The sequence below is a fragment of the Xanthomonas codiaei genome (assembly GCF_002939785.1).
In the GTDB taxonomy this organism is placed as follows: Bacteria; Pseudomonadota; Gammaproteobacteria; order Xanthomonadales; family Xanthomonadaceae; genus Xanthomonas; species Xanthomonas codiaei.
The window spans coordinates 51137-70430 of the sequence record NZ_MDEC01000001.1 but is presented as its reverse complement, the minus strand read 5'-3'; the positions used below and the strand labels follow the sequence as shown (position 1 = coordinate 70430).

Genomic DNA, 19294 nt, shown 5'->3' with positions numbered 1-19294 from the left:
CAGGCACGCAGCTGGCCAGCGCCTGCTTCGATGCAATGCCCATCCTGCCCCGCCGCGCCAGTACAAGCGAGCGCAGCTGCCAGCGCCAACGCTGCGTCGCGGCTCGTCACCCTCACGCCGCACCGGTATGGCCGTAACGCGTTTTGCACAGATGAAACCGCGATGCTTGCGCCTCCTCAATGCCGGCATGCCGGCGCACCCGAGACTCTCCATGCGACGTCCAGCAAGCGCGGCCTATGCCAACCCCTCCCGCATCCGCCAGGGACTCCCGTTCCCGCGCGGGGCCGTCTTCGATGGCAAGGGCACCAATTTTGCCCTGTTTTCCGCGCATGCCACGCGCGTGGAGTTGTGCCTGTTCGACGAACAGGGCAACGAAATCCGCATCGATCTTCCCGAATACACCAATGAGATCTGGCATGGCTACCTACCCGACGTCGGGCCGGGGCAACGCTATGGCTATCGCGTGCATGGCCCCTACGCGCCGACCGAAGGCCACCGCTTCAATCACAACAAGCTGTTGCTGGACCCTTATGCACGCGAACTGGAGGGCGATCTGATCTGGGCGGACGAGCTGTACGGCTACACCGTCGGCCATCCGGACGGCGATCTGAGTTTCGATGAGCGCGACAGTGCGCCGTTCATGCCCAAGTGCGTGGTGGTCGAAGACACCTACGACTGGGGCGACGATGTGCGCCTGCTCAAGCCATGGAACGAAACCGTCATCTACGAAACCCACGTGCGTGGCTACACCATGCGCAACCCGCAGGTGCCGGAAGCCGTACGCGGCACCTTCGCCGGCCTGGCGCAGCCGCAGGTGCTGCAGTACATCAAGGACCTGGGAATCACCGCGGTGGAACTGCTGCCGGTGCATGCCTACCTGGACGACCAGCACCTGCTCGACAAGGGGCTGCGCAATTACTGGGGCTACAACACCATCGGCTTCTGTGCGCTGAAGTCGCGCTACCTCTCCAGCGGCCACCGCGACGAATTCCGCGACATGGTCAAGGCCATGCACAAGCAGGGGCTGGAAGTGATCCTGGACGTGGTCTACAACCACACCGCCGAAGGCAGCGAACTGGGACCGACGCTTTCGTTCAAGGGGATCGACAATGCCAGCTACTACCGCCTGGCCGAAGACAAGCGCTATTACATCAACGACACCGGCACCGGTAATACGCTCAACCTGAGCAACTCGCGGGTGATCCAGTTCGTCAACGACTCGCTGCGCTACTGGGCTGGCGAAATGCATGTCGATGGATTCCGCTTCGACCTGGCGACCATCCTCGGCCGCGAGCCCAGCGGCTTCGACCAGCGTGGCGGCTTCCTCGACGCCTGCAATCAGGATCCGTTGCTGTCGGAAGTCAAGCTGATTGCCGAACCCTGGGATTGTGGCCCGGGCGGCTACCAGGTGGGCCATTTCCCGCCGGGCTGGTCGGAGTGGAACGACAAGTTCCGCGACAACGCGCGCGAATTCTGGAAGGGCGAGGACGGCAAGCTGGCCGAATTCGCCACGCGCTTCACCGGTTCTGCGGATCTGTTCGACCGCCGCGGCCGTCGGCCGTGGGCTTCGGTCAACTTCATCACCGCGCACGATGGCTTCACCCTGCGCGACCTGGTGAGCTACAACGAGAAGCACAACATCGACAACGGCGAAGACAATCGCGACGGTTCGTCCAACGATGGCTCGTGCAATTACGGCGAAGAAGGCGAGACCGATAACGCCGACATCCTGCAGATCCGCGAGCGGCAGATGAAGAACCTGCTTGCCACGCTGCTGCTCTCGCAAGGCACGCCGATGCTGTTGAGCGGCGACGAGCGCGCGCAGACCCAGGGCGGCAACAACAATACCTATTGCCAGGACAACGAGATCACCTGGCTCGATTGGGAAAACGATCCCACCGACGGCCGCCTCACCGACTTCGTCAAGGCGCTGACTGCGCTGCGCAAGCGTTACCCGATCCTCTCGCGCGGCCGCTTCCTCAATGGGCAGTACAACGAGGAAGCCGGCGTGCGTGACCTCACCTGGCTCAACCCGGGTGGCAGCGAGATGGAGGATGCGCATTGGACCGATGCGGGTGCGCGCTCGGTGGGGCTGTTGCTGGAAGGCAAGGCGCAGACGTCAGGTGTCAAGGAATTGGCCAACGATGACACTTTGCTGATCGTCATCAATGCCTACCACGAGGGCGTGAGCTTCACCCTGCCCTCCACCGACGAGCCAGTGCACTGGAAGCTGGTGTTGTCCACCGACGAAGCCTTGGAAGTGGACATGATGCCCGCCGGCGCCAGCGAATTCCTGGCACCGCCGCGCAGCGTGTCGGTCTTCGAGTGCAAGAGCGATCAGTAGCGGGTTGTCGGACCTGCCTATCATCGCCCGCCTCAATGGCGGGCGGTGTTCTTGGCGCCCAGGTCGCGCCATTGGTGCAAAGGTAGTGACGAGGAATTGCCAAGCGGGATGCAGCGATCCGCATGATGCAAAACAGGCAGTGGCTTGGTTATGACGGAGGCAGCGTCAGTCTGTATCGCTGTATGTATCGCTGTTGGGGCGGTCCGCGAGGCGAGATTAGGTCGAGCGAGTTCCGATTGTGCGTAGCGGTCGCCACCCAAGCGAATCGGCAGTTCAGCGCGCCACCAAACCGCCCCCGATAACTTGTCCGAAACAATCCGACGAAGACAGACATCTATCGATCAAAGGGCTGGCGCGAACGCGCGTCGTCGCCGCAGTCACCCACTCTTTGATGCGATTCATTGCAACCGATCGACGCCCGCATTCGTGACGTGGGCGCGACGCGCCCTACCACGCGTTCCTGGCTACATCTGCTGCCAGAACACCAGCCAGATACGCGACCTCACCCGGGATACAGCGGGAAACGCTTGTCCGGATGCTTGGACTTCCATTCCTTGTAGGAGCTGGTGCCTTCCCAGGCCTTGAATGCTCGCGGCGTGCGGCCACGCCCGGACCAGGTCTCGCCGGAATGGGGAAGCCAGTACTTGGCAACCACCTCGCCGGTGGACGACAGTGGCCCCTTGGTCTTGCCGGTCATGGCAAGCGAGGCGATCTGGGACTTCTGCTTCGCATTGAATCGGCTACCGAACTGGGTGAGCGCTTCGACGATCTGGTCGAACGCTTCCAGGGTCTGGGCGTATTTGAGCTGCGCTTCTTCCTGCTCGAGCTTGCGCAGCTCTTCCAGCAGTTGGGCCTTGGCGGCGGCAGAGGGTGACGCTGGCGGAACCTGGCGCATTGACGAAACTAAGGTTGGGCGGGTCAACGAGTATTGCCGCTACGCCGTCCAGCGTAAAGCGCCCGGGCAGATTCGGCTCTGCTGGCGCTCAGCGATGGCGCAACAGGGCATGTTCGCGGGCCATGGTCAGCACCGGACCGATGCGCCCGGCCCGGATCAGTTCGCTGCAATGCTTGCCCACGAACTCCACCCGGGGGGCGGTGAACCATTGCACTACCCGATCCAGCTGACCGGCATTGATCGACCAGGCATGGCACACCGCCTCGCCCAGCTCCTCCACCCCAATCAGCCCGATCTGGCGGATCTGCTCGGCGTCCAGCTTGAACATTTCCAGCACCTTGCCCGCATCGTCCGGCGTGCCGCAGATGCTGGCCTGCTCGGCGGACCCGGCACGGTGCGCGATCGAGGCGGCACGTGCCGACTCAGCGCGACGCATCCCCTTGATCAGCGCACCAACCAGCTGTGAATGAGTAGTCGTCATGGTGCCCGCTCGATGATGCGGAAACTATGGCGCTCATCCAGGCCAGGCTCAATCAGGAGGTTCCTGACCACCTGAAAGGAAATGACGAAGCTTTGCCACGTATTTTCGCGACATAAGTCCACTGCAATCGATGTCATTGGCATTCCGTACTGGCGCATGCTGGCCTACGCGCGATCCGGGCTCAGGAAAAACCGCGTGGGCTCAGATGCACTGGTCGAATGCAGCCTGTTGCGACGCGCAGCGGATAACTGCGCTCCCCACCGACACGGCTGCAACCACGATGTCTGCGGCCTGTCCTGCGCTCATGGGCGAAGTCCACTGATCGACAGCTCAACGCCGCAGATCCGCACATCTGGAACCGCAGCAGCGCGTATGGCTGCAACCACCATCAGCGACCCAACGACTGCTCCGCCTCTTTCAAGGTGCGCTCATATGACGCACGTTCGGCTGCACTGAGGAAGCCCTGCTGGCGCACCAGCCTGGGAACTTCAGTGGCCACCGCCGCAAGATGCGCAGTCAGCTTTTTCGCCCTGGCGGGTGCAATCGCGCCGCTCTTGCGCGCATCCGCAATAGCGCCCTGCAGGGTCTCGACGCGCTCGGCAAAATACAGTTGCTGCGCCCGATTGACGCGCCATTGATCGTCCGCAAGCCCCGCCTCCAGGCCGCTGCCGCGCACCGACGCAATGAACGCCTGATCGGTGCTCAGGTCTCCAGCCAGGGCATGCGCGCGTTTACCGTCCAGCAACGAGGGGTCCACCTCCACCGCGCATCCTGTCACGTGCGCCAGCTCCTGCAAGCGCTCCTGGAGCGGCTGCGCCGGTAGCGAGAACGCAAATGGGCCGGGCTGGCACGCAGCAAGGACGGGACCGGCGAACATGGCCGCACCCAGGGCAACAATGATCGACGGCAGACGATTGCGAGCGACAGCCATGACAGCCTCCGGAACACACGGACATCCGTGCACTGCAAACGCTAGAGCGACAAGTCCGAACGGTAACGGAATCAATGCCGCAGTGACATCTGTGCACCATCGAATCTGCTCAAGCAATCAGCAACCAAGCAGGGCATCCGTGGTCGGGTATCCATGCCTGAAGCCATCCGTCCAGGGAGGAGCGCGCACCAGACAGCACTCCAAGTCAGCCCGACTCAGACGCAACGAAAGACATGCGACGCTGGGGAAATGAGATCCTTCAAAGATCATCACTATCTGGCCATTTTCATAAACGTGTACTGGAGCCCGACAGCAACGTAAGCCAAAGCTGCCGCTAACAAACCAAACACCGTGTATCTGTACTTACCGTTCAACACACCCAAACCGACTATTCCGAGGGAAACGACGAGCATCACCACAAACTTGGGAACATAGACAGCAGGCGGCAACAGGAACGAGAACACCAGCCCGATTATCAGGCTCCCTACCGCGCACCTCTTGACTAATCTTGATTCCGGCGCTGCCGAATATCCACCCAATGCAAGCAACCCGATAGAGAGAGCGACAAACCATATGACGACTGCCAATCGACCCGCTATCACATCACTTGAAGTCGCAAACATTCCCGATGACTCTTGGCAAACCCGAGCCAGCTACTCGGAAATTACCCGTAGGTTCGCGTTTGATGACGCTGTCTAGCTCCCACGCCAATCTTTTGCGCCGCATGCGCGCAGCGGCCAGCCCAACTACCCCACTTACTGCCCGATGCTGGTTGCCAAAGCGCTTGGTAGTCCAAAGCCATTGCGGCATTGGAGCGGGCGATGGGAACAGAATCCTCCCACGCCAACCAATTGATTTCCCTAGCTTATCCCGGAGCGGGGTGATCCAAAATGATACCCCGCGTGATACCCGATCATAGCCAAGCGAGCGGCAGCGCATCAAGGCCCTGTGCCCGCGAACCTGGACTGCTTGGGCACCGGATAGGCTCGGAGGGCTGGTAGCCGTCCGGTCCCCCCAGTCAGGTAGGCGCCTCTCCTCCAGCGACGCAGAGCGCACTATTTTCCGGTTGACCAGGAGAGCGCTGGGACTCCACCTATCAAATTGGGCATACCAGAACTGAAATTTTTCCTCGTATTCAAATTTGTGAAGTGAGGCCAGAAGCGAGCTCTTGCTTAGCTGAGAATTGTTGGTTGGATGAGGACTTCCCCACACGCAGGAGTTTTCATGACCACCAACCCCCAACAACTTGAGATCGCTGGTTACTTGCTCGCCGGGCTGATGAGCCAGACCCTATCGGACGAACCGCTGGTGCGCCAACGCAATGTCTGCAACGCCTGGGCCTCTGCTGGCGAGCTGATCGTCTACAGCCAGAAGAAGCCACCAGGTGGGAGCGCCGCCGCTCAATCGTTGGACCACGCCCCTCCCCAGCCCTCCCAAGCCGTGCGAACCCGGGAGGCCGTCATCGTTCGGGAGCTCCCTTCAGTGGAGGAGTGGCGAGCCGGCCGAAAGCCCAAAGACTCTCAGCTGGACCCAGTGCGCAACAAGAAGCGCCCAACGCTTCACTAAGCCGGCCAGGAGCCCGCAAACGTTGAGCCCCGCATCGCGGGGCTTTTTGGTTTCAGTGGAAGCGCGGCGGCCTAGGAACGTAGACAGGCGCCGGAGGGGCGGAGACGACAGGGCTTGGACGGGCCTGTTCGGGTTCAATCGCGATGTCGAGTTCCAAAGGGTAGCGCTGGAGCATGTCCCGGCTCCACACCTCCAGGTGCGCCGCGCTGGCCGACGCCTCTTTCTCGCAGAGGACCTGTTCCTCCGGGATCACCCGAGCCCTTGCATCGGCCAGCTCTGCGGCTCGGGCTTCGAGGGTGCTCAACCGACGCCCCCGCCGCTGCTTCCAGTCTCCCTGCGTCCACGAGGTCCCCGGCTCAGGATTGTTCGCCGAAAAGTCGTGCCACGCGTTCTCGGCGATGTGGTGCAGCTTCTCGGCTCGGCGCACCGCCAATAGCCGCCGGGCAAATTTCATGGCGGCTGCCTTGAAGCGCCGCAGCCGACGGAGCAACTCGTTGAGGTCCGGGCGCAGCCGGGCCTCCTCGGCGAAGGCAGTCACGCGTTCCTTGATCCACTGCATCAAGGACAGGGTTGCTTGGAGCGTCTGAGCCAAGCGGGGATCCGCTTGAACAGCCACTCCCCATTCGTCGCTGGCCTCCTCCGCGAGCTCGGAGACCGAACGTGGCGCGCGCGACGGCTTGGCCTCCGCCTCCATCAGTCCCAACCCACGGGCAAGGGTCGCCATGCTGCGGGACACCTCGATGTGCCCTGCCCCGCGCCCGAGCGACAAGGACAGCCCATCAGAAGGTCGGCGAGCTTCGCGCTCGGCCTGGGCCTGGCTGTGACCGTCGGGCACCGGCATGGCGCGCCCTTCCTGCTCAAACACGGCGATGAGCTTTTGGAAGGTCTCCTCGTTGGTCTCCTCGATTCGACGGTTCTCGTCCGAACGCTCCGACGGCTGGCCCCGCCGGGCCAGCGCCGTGCCGTTTTTGCCGACGTGTTTGGTGGGCTCGCGGGACAAGACGGCAGCGGCGGCCAGGTCGCCACGCGCCAGAGCGTCACTTGCCTGTGCTTCCAAACTGCGGTGGTCCACCCGAATCTCAAGCGCCGCCCTCTCAAGGTGCGCGTTGATGGTGGAGGCGATGAGTTCGCGCACCCATTGCACTTCGACACGTCCCGAGGGCCCGCCATCCAGTTCCTTGGTTTTGTCCGTGAGACCGTCCGGACCCATGCGCCGGGTCGTCGCCAGGACGTGGACGTGCCAGTTCAGGCCGTCCTTGCTGCCTGGGCTGTGGATGCTGGCTTGGGCCGCGAACCCGTAGCGACCGACGAGCGCACGGGTGACCTCCACGGCCAGGTCGGACCGCTGGAGGTCATCGAGTTCGTGCGGCAACGCAAACTCGAATTCCCGCGCGACCGTCGAATCTTTGCGACGCTCTGCCGCCTCTGCCGCCGGCCAGAGCTCAGCGGGGACTAGGGCCCAGTCGGGCGCGTCCTCGGGGGCGATGCAGCGCGTTTCGACCACGCCATCGCGACGGCGGTAGTCGTGGCGCATGCCGGTGAGCGCGTCCTCGAGCAGCAGGCCGGCACGGTAAGCGGCCGCAGCGATGGACGAATGTCCTTTGGCGCGACTAAACGTCTTGACGTTGGCGTGGTAGATGGCCATGAGGCGGAGACTCCGAAGCAGTGGGGTTGCTTGGTTTATGCCTCGGCTTTGGATTTTCGCAAGCGCCCTCGGCGCTTGGGGTTCAAGGGGCGGGGCCCTTTGCGCACGTGTCACGCAGTGACACCTAGGTGCGCTCTTACTTCTTTCTTCTAAGCTCTGTTTTCAGCCTTTTCGATTCTCGGGGCGGACGAAATTCGAGACCAGCCCAACGCTTGACGCAAGCCGTTTTCCTGGTTGACTCATTTCCACCAGGCAGGAGAAACGCATGACCGCAACGAATCACTACCGAGACCAAATCCAACGCGCCACGGAACGCTTAGCTCAGCATCAAGCGCGCGAGCTTTTAGCGCAACAGCGCCAAGCGGTGAAGGACAAGGAAACGCGACGCCGCGAAGAAGCCAAGCGACGCATGCGGGTGGCAGAGCTCGTGTTCCTTGCGGGAGCAGAATCCCTGGAGGATGTCGAGTTGGTGGGTGCGCTTTTGGCTCACGTGGGAAATCGGAGCGACGCGGCAATCCGTAACCAAGCGCGCTCCCTCGGCGCGTTGCGAATGGAAATCTCGAACGCTGAAGAAGGTCACAGCACGCATTGAGCCTGCGCGCCCGCTCTGCCATCGCACGCCGAACAGTTGCAGCCGCACCGATGGTCGGTTAAAACGTGTTTGCCAGTGGGGGCATCCCCCCGGTGTTGTGCCCGCATAGCCTCTAGGCTCCGGGTGCCCGAGGTTCTCCTCTAGGAGGCACGGGAATCTTCTTTGATTCCGGAGCCCTTCTATGAGCAACAAGCGCCTCAAATCTCTTCGCACCAATGCCTTCAACGCACAGTCTGGCCGCTGCTACTACTGCGACCGGCCGATGTGGCTATCCTCACCCGGCGAGCTGGGCTTGCGCCCCCGCTCTGCACGTTCTTACCAGTGCACGGCTGAGCATCTGGTAGCACAACAAGACGGCGGCTTGGATATCCCTGAAAATGTCGTTGCTGCCTGCTGCCTCTGTAACCTGCGGCGCCACCAGCGCCCCACCCCGGCTCCCTCGCCGGAGGTTTACCGGGTGCAGGTTCAGCATAGGGTCGCAAAGGGGAAGTGGCATTCTCCTGGCCTAAGGGTTGCAATGACCAAGGCGTCTCGGGGGATTACCATTGGGTAGCCAGCGCGGTGACCCGTCTCCGTTGGCGTTTCCAGGGGGCTTGTAGGACAAAGAATGGCAAAGGAATGGGCCCCATCGTGGGTGGGCCAACGCGTAACCGGATCATCGGATTGGCGCTTGCGCTTGGAAGGCTTGGAACTCGCCTTGGCGTCGGAGGGCCGCACCCACCGGGTCAAGGTCGAGGACGAGGCCTCTTACCGCGTCAACGTCGGCACCTTCTGGACCGACATCACGTTCCACCCGGGGCAAAACCGGGAAGTGAAGGCCGATGGATTGCCCAACGCCCAAGGCGCTGCCTTGGTCCAGGCGTTGAGCGTTGCGTTGACGGAGAAGCGCCTGCGCGAGGACGTGGCGTTCCTCAAGGGCGAGCTATGCACGATCGACACGTGGCTGGACCGTAAGGCAGAACAAGAACGGGCTTGTCTGGAACAACGTCGCTGGTTCACCCACGAGCAGCAAGCCGACGTCCTGGCGGCCCGCGCTCAGGTTGATCCTGGCGCCCTTCGGGCCCGTTTGAAGAAGCCGGGCGTGGCGGCCCGGCTGGGACCGGCGGCCCAGGCAATCGAGCGCTCGTTGGCTGCGTGGGAAGACGACCACCGCCCAGCCTGGGCCGCGCTCAACGCCGCCCATGTGGAACGCGAGTTGGTAGTCAGCAAGGACTTGCTGGACCGGGTGGAGAGCAAACCGCTCACCCCGGAACAGGCACGGGCCGTGGTGTGCTTCGACAACCGCGTGCAGGTGGTGGCTTCGGCCGGATCGGGAAAGACCTCTACGATGGTGGCCAAGGCCGCCTACGCCATCCACCGCGGATTCGTGGACCCCAAGCGAATCGTCCTGCTAGCGTTCAACAAGCAGGCCGCTGAAGAGCTCAAGGAACGCGCGGCCTTGGCGTTTGACCGCTTGGGCATGGCGGAGGTGACCGTGGAGGCTTCCACCTTCCACGCGCTGGGATTGCGCCTTATCGGCAAGGCCACAGGCGAAAAGCCCGACATTCCCGATTGGGCGACGGACGCGGCCGGTGGGGTGCGAAAGCTCACCGAGATAGTGGACGACTTAAAGGATCGTTCGCCCACATTCCGCCACCAATGGGACCTATTCCGCTTTGTCTTTGGCAAAGACCTACCGTCGTTTGGTGCACCGGAAGCGGCGGAGGTGTGGGACGCCCTGGGCAAGGGCTCGCTGGTGACCAGTCGAGGCGAGCGGGTAAAGAGCATGGAAGAGGTGATGATTGCCAACCTGCTCTTCTTGAACGGGGTCGATTATCGCTACGAGGCCCCCTATCCCCATCGCACCGCTGACGAAACGCACCGGCAATACAAGCCCGATTTCTACTATCCCGACCTGGACCTGTTCCACGAACATTTCGCGCTCGACGCCGACGGCGTGCCGCCAATGCACTTCGAGGGTTACTTGGACGGGGTGATTTGGAAACGCCAGCTCCACGCGAACAAAGGCACCGCGTTGTTTGAGACCACCAGCCACGGGTTGCGCCACGGCGACGATTTGGACCGCCTGCGCCGTGAACTAACCTCCCGTGGGTTGGTGCTCGATCCCAACCCGGACCGGGAGATTCCCAAGGAGGGCCAAAAGCCTATGGAATCGGTCGAGCTCATTGGGCTGGTTCGCACGTTCATGAGCCACGCCAAGAGCAACGGCTTGAGCGCTTTGGATCTGCAAAGGCGTTTGGACGCGATGCCCGCCGACACCTTCAAGCTGCGCCATCAGATGTTCCTGGACATCGCCGTTCCGGTGATGACGGCATGGGACCAAGCCTTGGCGGCTGAGGATGGGATCGACTTTGAGGACATGCTCAACCTCGCCGCCGCCCACCTGGAAAGCGGCCGCGTGGCATCGCCCTACGACCTGGTGATGGCCGACGAGTTCCAGGATGCCTCGCGCGCCCGGGCCCGATTGTGCCGCGCATTGGTCCAGGACAAGGGACGCTTCTTCTTCGCCGTGGGCGACGACTGGCAGTCGATCAACCGCTTTGCCGGCGCGGACGTGTCGGTGATGACCGGCTTTCGCCAGTGGTTTGGCCATGGACAGGTGCTCAAGCTTGAGCAAACGTTCCGTTGCCCGCAGGCGCTGTGCGACGTCTCCAGCGCGTTTGTCTCCAAGAACCCGGGGCAGATCGCCAAGCGCGTGCATTCGGCGACCCCGGCCCAAGGGCCGGTCCTGCAAGCGTTCCAGGTGGAGAGCAAGGACCAGTTGGCCGATGCAATCGACCGCTTCGTAGTGACATTGGCCGAGGGGGTGCGCGATGGCACGATCCCTCCGGGCCGCAACGGCAAGTTGTCGATTTACATCCTGGGCCGCTACAACACCGATCGGCAGTATATGCCCATAAGGCAAAACCGGTTTAACCGCTGGGTGGACATCTCCTTCCTGACCATACATCGCTCCAAGGGCAGCGAAGCGGACTACGTCATCCTTCCGGAAATGATCAGCGCCCCACGTCGGCGAAGCTTCCCCAACACCCGGACCGATGATTCGGTGCTGGCCCTGGCGATGCCCGAGGGAGACACGTTCCCGCTGGGCGAAGAGCGCCGACTGTTCTACGTGGCCCTGACCCGTGCTCGGCGCACCGTGGCGATGTTCACCGCCCGGGGCCAATGCTCAACCTTCCTCCGTGAACTGGAAGATGACCGGGCGGTGGTCATTACAGACACCGACGGCCAGGCCATCAAGGAAGCGCCCTGCCCAGCTTGTAAACAAGGCGTTCTGGTGCTGCGCCCGGGTCCATATGGAGAGTTCCGCTCGTGCTCCAACTTCCCTGCATGCAAATACAAACCAAAGTGGCGCAGGGAGGAAGTGCCTACTATCGCTAAACAGCACGCCACTACATCCATGCCGGCGCGGCCCCGGAACGGCTCACGTTCAACAGCGCCATCCGGACCCCATCTGGCAACCCCTCCACGCCTTGCTTCAAACCGGCAAAAGCCCAAACGTCCCCGAGGTCGTCCTTGAACAAAATTAACGATGGACTGGAAGTGCTCTCGCAGAAAATCGACAGGACACACGCGTTGCATTCGGCAGCGCTCGACCTATCTCGGCATGTCTACACGGAAAAAGCGGTGATAGAAGCGGCGCTCCAGGATGCTCGGCAAGCCGTGGACTTCGAGAAGGAGCTCGCAACCAAGGAACCGGTTTATCGAGCACAGTATGAAAAATCGTATGCCCAGTCCCAGGCCATCCTCTCCGACCCATCAACGGCGGACAGGACACCAATGGAGCGTCCCCCGCTGCCGAACTTCGAGAGCATAGGCAGTCACGCTGACCCTGATATCCAACTGGCTATTGCAACGAAGGTGGACGAACTACGGAAAGAGCGCGACGCCTTTTTTTCGAAGGCCCATGCTCAGCTGGCAAGCGACCCACTGCTTCTGGCCTCCTTTGAGGACGCCCTTTGTGGGCTGAATGGAGAGCACTACTGGGCGACACTGGATCCCAACAGCACCTTGAAACGAAAGGCGTAGTCGATGCCCGACCATAGGCGAAGCACGGTGGGGATGAAATGTTGGCGGGCGACTAGCGCGATCGCCTGACTGGGGCGTGCCTCCGCTAAGTGGACGCCCGGCACCTTGCGCGGTTTCACGACGATCCCTCGATCAATGCCCGCGACGACCTGGAACTGCTCACCCTGGACAGAGTTAGCCGTATTCACGACTAACGCTCAAGGACTGGCGAAGCGACCAAGTCCCATTCGGACTGACTGTTTAAGAAGGTTGAAGCTAGCAACGGCTACATCGTCATCGTGGGTCCCTGCTCCTGTTGCACAGCCTGCTGCTGGGTCTGTTCCATCTGCTGCTGACGCACCTGATCTTGCTTGATGACCTCGGCCTGCTGAAGGTTCTGCTGGGCCGGCTCCTGAGCAGCCACGCGCCCATCCACGTGGGCATGGAACATGGGCGCGACCCCCATCCCATAAGGCGCGTAGACAGCAAACACGTTTTGGGCCCCGTCGTTTCCTATGCCTCCGACCACCCCGTCCACTCGCATGACCATCGAGTCGTCCAACTGGTGCTTGTAAAGTGCGGCCGCGACGTTCCTGCTCTCCTCGTCGTTCCAGTTGCCCGTGCCTTTGACCCAGTCGTGGATGCGGGCATAGGTGTGATGGTCTGCATGAGCGGGGTTGTCGGCCAGCACGGCTTCGTTGCCAGCAATGGCTTGGGGTTCGACGTCCGGCTGACCGGCGCCGCCTTTCCCGATCTGCCGCACCTCCGTAGGGCGTAGCTGCCCGTCGGAAGTGTCGGTGAAACCGAAGGCCTTCCCTTGCCCGCCCAAGGAGAGCCCTGCCGCTTGGATTTCTTCCGCTGAACTGCCGAGCTCTTTTAGGTTGAAGCCAAGGCTAGGGATCGACTGGCTGGATGACCGTTCCAATCCACGGGACACGGCGGCGCCCGCGGACACAACGTAGGACAAGTAAAAAGCGTTGTAGTTGGACTGCCCTAAAGCGCCCAGGCTTTTGCCGGACTGATCGAACTGACAAATCGCCACGGCTTTTAACGCCGGGCTGTCAATGCGGTTTTCCGTGCGCTGGATGCCATCTTTGTCTAATCGTATGCCTGGCTCTAATTGGCCATTGGTTACGCAGGGGGTGGTGGGATCCATCCGCCGCAACAAATAGGCCTCGCTCGCAGTGGGCCGCTGTTGCTTGACGCGGCTCGCGACTGAATTCATCGAGACCAGCTCGGCGAACGCTTCGTTCTCACGCGATGCCTGGATGTAGTCCTTTGCCAACGGGGTGATATCGACGGTCGTGTCCCCGTAGCGCGCGCCCTCTTTCAGCGCCTCGTCGATTCGATAGGACAGCTTATATGTGCTGATTTCGTTGGAGCGGGTCATCAAGGCGTGACCGGTTTCATGTCCCAGAACGCCGGTAAGCTGATCCACCCGCTCTTCTGGGCTTGGCCTCAAAAAGATATCGGCATTGATGCTGATGGACCGAGTGTCATGGCTGTAGTGCCCCCCTTCGTTGGGAGTCTTTGAAACGGTGATGTGCTTCAAATCGCCGTTGTCGATGGCCTTGGTCATGACCTCAACCAAGTAGGGTGAGGACTCAACGGCCTCCCGAAGGTTTTGAGCAGCCCAAGTGGGCAATGCCGACTGACGCTCGGTTTCCTGCAGCATGCGCTCGATGCGGGAATCAAGCATCGCGGCGGCCCAGCTCGAAGCTCACCACGGTGACGCACGTAGGCGCGTCCCGACGGTCTGGCGTCACCGCGATGAATAGGCCTAGGAAAGGACCCACCTCCGTGTCAAACGAAATCCGGTGATCGTCTCCAAACGTGGGCACATAGACGCGGAAGCTATTGGCCTCCAGCGGGACTCTGATAGCGTCGTAAACCAGGCAAGCGTCTGCCGTTAACGTTAGCTCGACGGTATGGCCGGGACTCTCCGGATACGGCTTCCAGACTGCCCAGGAATAGCTTCCCTTGCCGACACGCCCCGACACTCCTCTGCGCTCTTGCTCTGCGTCGGGCGGCAACACAAGCCCCAGCACTTGTTCCACCTTGCTTGGGTCAGAATCGCTGTAACCACGGATGGCTTTGGCGAGCGCCTGGACTTGCTCCAGCAACTGGTGAGGGGAAAGCTCAGGACCGGGCTGCAAAGCAGGATAGCCCTTCCACGTCATCATGGGTGCCGAACCAGGGGGAAGCGCAGCATCCGAGATGGCGGCAACCCTGTCCTGTTCGCTTTTGAGTTCAGCGGAGGTCACATCCTGCATGGCTTTCTCCTGATGGGCGTTTGAAGGCTCCGCGCACGCGACCAATCCCAGCAGCAAGGCGCTGCTTGAAAGAGCAGTGGCAATGCGACGTCCTTGGCGAAAAGAATTCATTACAAGGTGCAGCCGTGCGGAAACCAAAAAATAGGCGCTGAAGCCGTCTTTAGGTCTTGGGGCAACGCCCCCTCACTGGATAGGTAAACGAGGTGCGTGGTTCCGCGCAGTGGTGGAAACCCACCCTCCTTTGGCTTCACGATGAGACGAGGAGGTGTTCGCAGAACCTTTTCGTTTTCAAAGACCATCCCGTCGTCCGTTACTCCACACCAGGCCTCCGGCAGCAGCTCGGAAAACTCGCGCTCTGTTGGCTGATTGGTCATGTTGGTTTCCATGCGTTGCATCCCGTCCCTCGGCTCACACCCTTGGATCGCTGTGACCAAAGTCTAGCGCCAACACCGGCTGCTTGGGCAGACAAATCGGCGAAGCACCGCCCCTGCTACTCCGGTATGCGCCGAGGTGTCAACGCTTTGCCGGCAGCCACCCTGCCCTCAAGGCCTCCTGAGAGCTACAGAACATCCGCTCGCCGTGGCTCAGGTCGATGCTCGTGCGCTCGTAGTCTTGCTGACCGGGCACATGGTAAATCTTCTTGCCCTGACGAGAGATGTTGCCCTTGATGCGGCATCCACTGGACACGGGCGGCGTGGTCACCTGGGCCTGGCGGGCCGTCTGTTCACGCTTGCTTCGGCGGAAGTCCGCAGGCATCTGGAAAGGCCCTTGCCAAAGATTGCGCCGCTGCTGGCGCGCATCGGCTTCGTCAGCGATGAACGCTTTTGCATATTGGCGATACGCGACCGCCCAGCCTGAGCGCACCATCCAGCGGTTGACGGACTGCCCTTGGACCAAGCACTCCGCGACCACCCGGCCGTAGCGGTCGGTGTCCTTTGGTTCGCAACGAACAGTCTTGTCCAGCACGTAGCTGTCCAGCGCGGCGGCGGACCGCCGACCACAGGGCCAGGAGAGTCCGTTCTTGGTGATGCATTGCTGGGCGCTTTCCGGGGCATCGATGCCCCACAAGCGAATGCGCTGTTTCGCGATCGTAATGGTGTCCCCATCCGTAACGGTCGCACGGCCAACCAGCTCAGCCGCTGCGCTAGGAAACGTAGAAAAAGCCAAAAGCAGGACCGCCAGACCTTTCAACACCATCGACAGCCACTTCCTTCCAAACAAATTTAGCCGCGTGCGCCAGTTCGCACAGGGTCCAAGATTTTAGCGGAAGTGGCAAAGGACGAACCAACTTCGTCAACGTCACTATCGAACCGTAGGCAACCGGTTGAGGCACAACGCTCAGAAGCGCTGGACAACGCACTTCGATCAGCCTTGCTCCGACTCATCGGAATGACCAATCTCGACCTCTTCTACGACGGCGAAGCCGCTCACCAGCCAGCCAAATGTGTCACTGAGGGCGTCGGCAATACCGTCTTCGCTCTCGCATTCCACCTTGGCTTCAGCGGGCAAGACAGGACGCTTGCCGTCGGTCTCCCACACGATCCCACGCACGTGAAACGCCTTCATTCCTGCTCCATGGATGTGGATCTGCCTTCGCAGTCTAGCGTTGGCTGACTGCATAGGTGAAGGGGCGGGCTATGCCCACCCCCTGCTGGCCAGGCTGACGCTCTTCTGACCACCGATGACCAGGTGGTCAAGGATCCGGATGTCCAGGAGGCCGAGGGCTTCCTGCAGGCGTTGGGTGACCTTGCGGTCTGCTTCGCTGGGCTCCGGGTTCCCGCTCGGGTGGTTGTGAAAGAGGATGAGGGCGACGGCGTTGAGCTCCAGGGCACGTTTGGCGACGACCCGGGGATGGACTTCGCAGCCGTCGATGGTGCCGGTGAACAGATGCTCGGCGGCCAGGATGTGGTGCTTGGTGTCGAGGAAGACGACGCCGAAGACTTCGTGCGGCAGGTGAGCGCAGCGGGCGACCAGGTAGCTGCCGGCCTGCTCGGGGCTATGGATTCGGCCTTGGCGTTGAAGGCGTTGCTCCAGGATGGTCGCGGCGGCGAGCAAGATGCCCTCCTCGTCCATCTGGAGTTGGTATTGAGCCTTCAGGTCTTGGGTGCGCTTCATCGGTTCTTCTCCACCAGCGCGTTGTGCGCCTCGTGGGAACCGACAGGCGGAGCGTCCGGCCCTACCGCACCCGGGAGTGAGCACCGCGGCAGCGGCGCACAGCGAAGGGCCGCAACAAAGCGCCAGCGACGAGAAGGAGGCCTGCCCTTGCGGTCGGGACAGCGGAGCTAGGATCCCCTTCAAGAGGCCCAGCGTTGGCGGAGACAGCCCCATGCATGCCCTACAAGGCCTGCTGGTTAAGAGGCATTCGGATGGACGAGGCAGACTGATGGCAGCAGACGATGCCTAGGCTTTGCAGCCAGTGATGGGCTACTTCTGACCTGTGCATGCTTGCCCTCCGCAGCATCGCTGCACATGAGAAGCACGTAGGCACCGGGATAGACTGGTCGGCACCGATGGACTCAGACGTGTTCGTCTATGTTTCCCAGTCCGTGCCACGACAAGATTTCCTCGGCCCGACGGCCGACGAACTGCGCGTCCTCGCTCGTCATCGCCTTGCTCTCGATGGCAGCAGCCATATTGGCAAAGGCTTGCCAAAAATGACGGCGATCAGGACTGGAGGCCCGCAGGGCGGGCACCGCAGCATCCAGGCGTTCGAGGTGACGGCGAAGCTCGGCTCTGTCCATGGGCCTGAGTATCGGCAGTGCGGTCGCATTGCTTGAGACGCCCAGCGCTCGCGCCTGGCCCATCCGGATTTCCCAGCGAGTAAGCCGCGCTGGTTGCAAATAGTAGACTGAAGCAAAAAGAGCCTTTCGGCCCTTTCTGTGCAACAGTGGTATTCAGAACATCTAACTTACGTGCCCGGAGAGCACGACGTCATGTGCTCAACGGCAGCCGTCACCACTCCATCCGCATCTTTGACGGTTGTCTTCCATTTGAAGCTTGCCGCAGGCTTGGTGTTTGATGCATCGCAGTAATACATCGGCGTTACCACATTATTGATCGCTTTTGAGAACGAATTCGTCTTGCTGCCACACGTCCAAGACGACGGACAGCTCACAGGCACTGTTACAACGGTGACGGGAAAACGGGGATGGCCTTGAAGTGTAACCGGCACTGGAAACCGGACTCGAAACTTACCGGACGCAGCGGGAATGGATGCGATTTTGAAAGGCAAGCATGTGGTCTCACCTGCCTTAAATGTCCTGTAGCCCTTTTCAACACCACGCATGGCAGCAGCACGAAAAACCGAATTTCGAAGGGCTGTCGAGTCGTCAGCATTGCTATGAAAGCCAACTTCGATAAGGGCCGTTGGCATTGATGCCTCCCGGACTTCACCGTAGTTAGCGCCATCTCTAACTCCTGGTCGAATTGGATATGTGGAGTAAGCGGGAAGCTGTCGAATCTGCTCGGTGACGTAGCAGTGGATATTCAACCCAAGCTGATTTGAATCAGCGTCGCTTATGTTAGCGATGACGGTTGCGCCGCGCGCGGAAACATTGTCACTAGCATCGGTATGTAGCGAAATCAACGTCTCAGCATTGAGATAATTTGCGTATTCCGGCCTGGCCCGAATGTCATCGTCGTATTCGCGAAGGTTAGCCCTGTCCGGCTGTTTCCGCGAAGGAGATCCATTTGGAAATTTATTCCAAATGGTTGCACCTAAGGCAGGGTAGAGCCGCTTTAAGTAGTAACGGGCCCCAAGTGCAGCCCAAGCCAGGCCGCTCTCGGGGTCCACGTTGGTGTTGCCTATATCGCGCGTGTGCTTGATGCTGGTTGCAGTGTTGGCACTTCGCTCCGTCAACAGGCTTGCAAGCATGGAGGAATAGCCTGGCGTGACAGTGTCTTCATAAATATCAGTGGTCCCAACATAGGGCGTCGGGCGTTGATAGCGCCACGTTTCGTCGGAGTGGTTGAGATACTTCCCATGCCCGGGATTCAGAACAACCAAACCTGCTACAGGAGCAGCGGCGGCACTTGCGCTTGCCCCCGCCCTTTTCTTCTTCGAATGCTCCGGTGGATAGATCTCATTGATCTCCTTACCGCCGATACGCACCTTGATGTAGCGAAACTTCACCACTCCCGCTATCAGCTCATAGCCTTCGTTTTCAATATCCCTCACCATTGCACCGAAATCTTCAGTGAAGACCGGCGCATCCTTTGGCAGGTAACCAGAATCGAGATCAATCCACACGATACCCGTGACGGGGTCTGGGGTAGCCTTCACCAGCACTTGCTTGGCCTGGGTCGGCAAGCGCTTTTGTTGGTCCACAAATCGTTGCAGAGCCGGCTCAATTTCTTTAGCGACAGCTCGGCCGCTCTGAGCAGTGAGTGCAGGAACATCCGAACTCACGCCCGCTTGTGCGTATGCGCCTGCGCTGAACACACAAGTGAGCACAGCCCCCACCACACACGTCACCAACGTCTTTCCATGTCTTGCGCGCATCATGCACCTTCCCTTATTTCCTACCATTCTGACCTCCAAACGAGAGGCCTTCGTTCCC

Annotated in this window: 18 protein-coding genes and 1 pseudogene; 6 read left to right on the top strand and 13 right to left on the bottom strand. The window is 61.0% G+C overall.

From position 1 onward, the window contains the following. The first annotated feature begins 211 nt into the window (after positions 1 to 211). Positions 212 to 2344 carry a glycogen debranching protein GlgX gene (gene glgX / locus XcodCFBP4690_RS00270; RefSeq protein ID WP_104539087.1) on the top strand — a complete coding sequence of 711 codons (2133 nt, stop codon included), beginning with the start codon at positions 212 to 214 and terminating at the stop codon, positions 2342 to 2344. 502 nt (positions 2345 to 2846) lie between these two features. Here the strand turns inward: glgX and XcodCFBP4690_RS00265 are convergent. From XcodCFBP4690_RS00265 to XcodCFBP4690_RS00250, 4 genes are all read right to left on the bottom strand, one after another. Beyond that, entirely contained in the window at positions 2847 to 3239 is a 393-nt protein-coding gene (locus XcodCFBP4690_RS00265; protein WP_064511049.1) for an H-NS histone family protein, read from the bottom strand. Between the two features lie 88 nt (positions 3240 to 3327). Then, complete coding sequence (locus tag XcodCFBP4690_RS00260) at positions 3328 to 3720, bottom strand: hypothetical protein (protein ID WP_104539086.1); 393 nt, start codon at positions 3718 to 3720, stop codon at positions 3328 to 3330. Between the two features lie 388 nt (positions 3721 to 4108). Beyond that, complete coding sequence (locus tag XcodCFBP4690_RS00255) at positions 4109 to 4651, bottom strand: hypothetical protein (RefSeq protein WP_104539085.1); 543 nt, start codon at positions 4649 to 4651, stop codon at positions 4109 to 4111. Positions 4652 to 4923: 272 nt separating this feature from the next. Then, positions 4924 to 5274, bottom strand: a complete 351-nt coding sequence (locus XcodCFBP4690_RS00250) for a hypothetical protein (RefSeq protein ID WP_146091791.1) — start codon at positions 5272 to 5274, stop codon at positions 4924 to 4926. A gap of 601 nt (positions 5275 to 5875) precedes the next feature. Here XcodCFBP4690_RS00250 and XcodCFBP4690_RS00245 point away from each other — a divergent pair. Beyond that, a complete protein-coding gene (locus XcodCFBP4690_RS00245; RefSeq protein WP_104539083.1) occupies positions 5876 to 6217 on the top strand; it encodes a hypothetical protein in 342 nt (113 codons plus the stop codon). Between the two features lie 52 nt (positions 6218 to 6269). Here the strand turns inward: XcodCFBP4690_RS00245 and XcodCFBP4690_RS00240 are convergent, their stop codons facing one another. Beyond that, complete coding sequence (locus XcodCFBP4690_RS00240; protein ID WP_104539082.1) at positions 6270 to 7862, bottom strand: MobA/MobL family protein; 1593 nt, start codon at positions 7860 to 7862, stop codon at positions 6270 to 6272. A 265-nt stretch (positions 7863 to 8127) separates the two neighbouring features. On the opposite strand from XcodCFBP4690_RS00240, the gene XcodCFBP4690_RS00235 reads away from it, so the two are divergent. From XcodCFBP4690_RS00235 to XcodCFBP4690_RS00220, 4 genes are all read left to right on the top strand, one after another. Then, the gene (locus XcodCFBP4690_RS00235) at positions 8128 to 8454 is read left to right on the top strand and encodes a hypothetical protein (RefSeq protein ID WP_104539081.1); all 327 of its coding nucleotides are present in this window, start codon (positions 8128 to 8130) and stop codon (positions 8452 to 8454) included. A 181-nt stretch (positions 8455 to 8635) separates the two neighbouring features. Beyond that, entirely contained in the window at positions 8636 to 9007 is a 372-nt protein-coding gene (locus XcodCFBP4690_RS00230) for an HNH endonuclease (RefSeq protein ID WP_104539080.1), read from the top strand. Positions 9008 to 9061: 54 nt separating this feature from the next. Continuing rightward, positions 9062 to 11974, top strand: coding sequence for a UvrD-helicase domain-containing protein (locus tag XcodCFBP4690_RS00225; RefSeq protein WP_104539079.1), 2913 nt, complete (start codon positions 9062 to 9064; stop codon positions 11972 to 11974). After that, on the top strand, positions 11971 to 12483 hold the full coding sequence (locus XcodCFBP4690_RS00220) for a hypothetical protein (protein WP_104539078.1): 513 nt from the start codon (positions 11971 to 11973) through the stop codon (positions 12481 to 12483). The genes XcodCFBP4690_RS00225 and XcodCFBP4690_RS00220 overlap by 4 nt, the downstream gene beginning before the upstream one ends. 265 nt (positions 12484 to 12748) lie before the next feature. Here XcodCFBP4690_RS00220 and XcodCFBP4690_RS00215 read toward each other — a convergent pair whose 3' ends face one another. The 8 genes and pseudogenes from XcodCFBP4690_RS00215 to XcodCFBP4690_RS00180 all read right to left on the bottom strand — a co-directional run bounded on the left by XcodCFBP4690_RS00215 (position 12749) and on the right by XcodCFBP4690_RS00180 (position 19143). Then, on the bottom strand, positions 12749 to 14161 hold the full coding sequence (locus XcodCFBP4690_RS00215; RefSeq protein WP_104539077.1) for an XVIPCD domain-containing protein: 1413 nt from the start codon (positions 14159 to 14161) through the stop codon (positions 12749 to 12751). Further along, positions 14154 to 14846 carry a hypothetical protein gene (locus XcodCFBP4690_RS22890; RefSeq protein WP_244183548.1) on the bottom strand — a complete coding sequence of 231 codons (693 nt, stop codon included), beginning with the start codon at positions 14844 to 14846 and terminating at the stop codon, positions 14154 to 14156. Before XcodCFBP4690_RS22890 ends, XcodCFBP4690_RS00215 begins: the two co-directional genes overlap by 8 nt. Beyond that, positions 14838 to 15121: pseudogene (locus tag XcodCFBP4690_RS22975) on the bottom strand (imm11 family protein); the annotation flags it as partial. The pseudogene XcodCFBP4690_RS22975 and the gene XcodCFBP4690_RS22890, both read right to left, overlap by 9 nt. 127 nt (positions 15122 to 15248) lie before the next feature. Beyond that, the gene (locus XcodCFBP4690_RS00200) at positions 15249 to 15932 is read right to left on the bottom strand and encodes a thermonuclease family protein (RefSeq protein WP_104539266.1); all 684 of its coding nucleotides are present in this window, start codon (positions 15930 to 15932) and stop codon (positions 15249 to 15251) included. 168 nt (positions 15933 to 16100) lie between these two features. Continuing rightward, positions 16101 to 16301 carry a hypothetical protein gene (locus tag XcodCFBP4690_RS00195; protein WP_104539076.1) on the bottom strand — a complete coding sequence of 67 codons (201 nt, stop codon included), beginning with the start codon at positions 16299 to 16301 and terminating at the stop codon, positions 16101 to 16103. Between the two features lie 69 nt (positions 16302 to 16370). Further along, positions 16371 to 16850: a JAB domain-containing protein gene (locus XcodCFBP4690_RS00190; RefSeq protein WP_104539075.1), complete on the bottom strand. Its 480-nt coding sequence runs from the start codon at positions 16848 to 16850 to the stop codon at positions 16371 to 16373. Between the two features lie 401 nt (positions 16851 to 17251). Continuing rightward, positions 17252 to 17476 carry a hypothetical protein gene (locus tag XcodCFBP4690_RS00185; protein ID WP_025989212.1) on the bottom strand — a complete coding sequence of 75 codons (225 nt, stop codon included), beginning with the start codon at positions 17474 to 17476 and terminating at the stop codon, positions 17252 to 17254. 167 nt (positions 17477 to 17643) lie between these two features. Beyond that, on the bottom strand, positions 17644 to 19143 hold the full coding sequence (locus XcodCFBP4690_RS00180) for an N-acetylmuramoyl-L-alanine amidase (RefSeq protein ID WP_244183541.1): 1500 nt from the start codon (positions 19141 to 19143) through the stop codon (positions 17644 to 17646). Positions 19144 to 19294 lie beyond the last annotated feature (151 nt).

What these genes read in the sequence shown, in the direction of transcription:
- XcodCFBP4690_RS00190 (WP_104539075.1), bottom strand. Translation starts at nt 16,850, where the DNA reads ATGAAGCGCACCCAAGACCTGAAGGCTCAATACCAACTCCAGATGGAC.
- XcodCFBP4690_RS00255 (WP_104539085.1), bottom strand. Translation starts at nt 4,651, where the DNA reads ATGGCTGTCGCTCGCAATCGTCTGCCGTCGATCATTGTTGCCCTGGGT.
- glgX (WP_104539087.1), top strand. Translation starts at nt 212, where the DNA reads ATGCGACGTCCAGCAAGCGCGGCCTATGCCAACCCCTCCCGCATCCGC.
- XcodCFBP4690_RS00200 (WP_104539266.1), bottom strand. Translation starts at nt 15,932, where the DNA reads ATGGTGTTGAAAGGTCTGGCGGTCCTGCTTTTGGCTTTTTCTACGTTT.
- XcodCFBP4690_RS00250 (WP_146091791.1), bottom strand. Translation starts at nt 5,274, where the DNA reads ATGTTTGCGACTTCAAGTGATGTGATAGCGGGTCGATTGGCAGTCGTC.
- XcodCFBP4690_RS00230 (WP_104539080.1), top strand. Translation starts at nt 8,636, where the DNA reads ATGAGCAACAAGCGCCTCAAATCTCTTCGCACCAATGCCTTCAACGCA.
- XcodCFBP4690_RS00245 (WP_104539083.1), top strand. Translation starts at nt 5,876, where the DNA reads ATGACCACCAACCCCCAACAACTTGAGATCGCTGGTTACTTGCTCGCC.
- XcodCFBP4690_RS00265 (WP_064511049.1), bottom strand. Translation starts at nt 3,239, where the DNA reads ATGCGCCAGGTTCCGCCAGCGTCACCCTCTGCCGCCGCCAAGGCCCAA.
- XcodCFBP4690_RS00185 (WP_025989212.1), bottom strand. Translation starts at nt 17,476, where the DNA reads ATGGACAGAGCCGAGCTTCGCCGTCACCTCGAACGCCTGGATGCTGCG.
- XcodCFBP4690_RS00240 (WP_104539082.1), bottom strand. Translation starts at nt 7,862, where the DNA reads ATGGCCATCTACCACGCCAACGTCAAGACGTTTAGTCGCGCCAAAGGA.
- XcodCFBP4690_RS00235 (WP_104539081.1), top strand. Translation starts at nt 8,128, where the DNA reads ATGACCGCAACGAATCACTACCGAGACCAAATCCAACGCGCCACGGAA.
- XcodCFBP4690_RS00215 (WP_104539077.1), bottom strand. Translation starts at nt 14,161, where the DNA reads ATGCTTGATTCCCGCATCGAGCGCATGCTGCAGGAAACCGAGCGTCAG.
- XcodCFBP4690_RS22890 (WP_244183548.1), bottom strand. Translation starts at nt 14,846, where the DNA reads ATGAATTCTTTTCGCCAAGGACGTCGCATTGCCACTGCTCTTTCAAGC.
- XcodCFBP4690_RS00260 (WP_104539086.1), bottom strand. Translation starts at nt 3,720, where the DNA reads ATGACGACTACTCATTCACAGCTGGTTGGTGCGCTGATCAAGGGGATG.
- XcodCFBP4690_RS00195 (WP_104539076.1), bottom strand. Translation starts at nt 16,301, where the DNA reads ATGAAGGCGTTTCACGTGCGTGGGATCGTGTGGGAGACCGACGGCAAG.
- XcodCFBP4690_RS00225 (WP_104539079.1), top strand. Translation starts at nt 9,062, where the DNA reads ATGGCAAAGGAATGGGCCCCATCGTGGGTGGGCCAACGCGTAACCGGA.